The sequence below is a fragment of the Hymenobacter coalescens genome (genome assembly GCF_054783195.1).
The window spans coordinates 1-898 of record NZ_BAAGRA010000039.1 but is presented as its reverse complement, the minus strand read 5'-3'; the positions used below and the strand labels follow the sequence as shown (position 1 = coordinate 898).

2 protein-coding genes are annotated in these 898 nt (G+C 71.8%); both read right to left on the bottom strand.

What is annotated here, in order from left to right:
• The coding region (locus ACYVKQ_RS23200) for an IS630 family transposase (RefSeq protein WP_460677762.1) at positions 1-523 on the bottom strand (523 nt) is incomplete at its 3' end.
• Between the two features lie 16 nt (positions 524-539).
• A partial coding sequence (locus tag ACYVKQ_RS23195) for a helix-turn-helix domain-containing protein (protein ID WP_460677761.1) occupies positions 540-898 on the bottom strand: 359 nt, incomplete at its 5' end.

Here is an 898-nt window from a genome sequence, read left to right as displayed (position 1 = left end):
TGCTGGAAATCCACTTGACGGCGGTTTGAATCGCGGCGTCGAGGGCTTCGCGGGTGCGGGCCTGGGCTTGTCGCAGCTTGGTTTTGAGCTTGCTCCAGGCCTGCTCGACCGGCGTGAAGTCGGGCGAGTAGGGCGGCAGAAACAGCACCTCGACGCCGCGCCGGGCCAGTTCCTGCTGCAGCCCGCCGAGCTTGTGCACGGGTAGATTGTCCAAGACCACTACATCGCCGCGGCGCAGCTGCGGGCCGAGCACGCGGGCGATGTAGAAGGCGAAGCTGCGCTGGTTCAAGGCCCCGTCCAGCACTTGCACGGCCGTCAAGCCGCGTACGCTCAGCGCCCCGATCAGCGTCAGCGCCCGCCCGCGCTTCAGCGGCACGGCGCCGCCCACGCGCCGGCCGCCCGGGGCCCGTGCGTAGCGGCGCGTGTAGTCCAGGCGCAGGCCCGTCTCGTCCAAGAAGTAGAACCGGTGCACGTCCGGGCGCCCGGCCACCGCCTCGACGTGCTGGCGCCGCAGCTCGTGCACGCGGGGCGTGTCACGCTCACTGGCGTGCAGGCTTTTTTTTGCGGCGCAGCCCCTGTTCGTCGAGCACGCGCCAGACCGAGCCGACACTCACGCGCTGGCCCGTCTGGGCCTGCAGCGCGTCGCGCAGCTCGGCCAGCGTCGCGTCCGGCTGTTGCGCCACTTGCGCGACCAGCCACGCCTGCGCGGCCGCGTCCAGGCACCGCGGCGGGCCGCCCCGGCCGGGCAACGCCGCCACCGAGCCGGTCTGCCGCTGCCGCCGCACGAGCTTGCCCACAAAAGCCACGCTCACGCAGAAACGAGCCGCCACTTGCGCCTGCCGAGCACCCGGCTCGGCCAGCGCCTGCGCCACGCGTTGGCGCAAATCCAGAGAATACG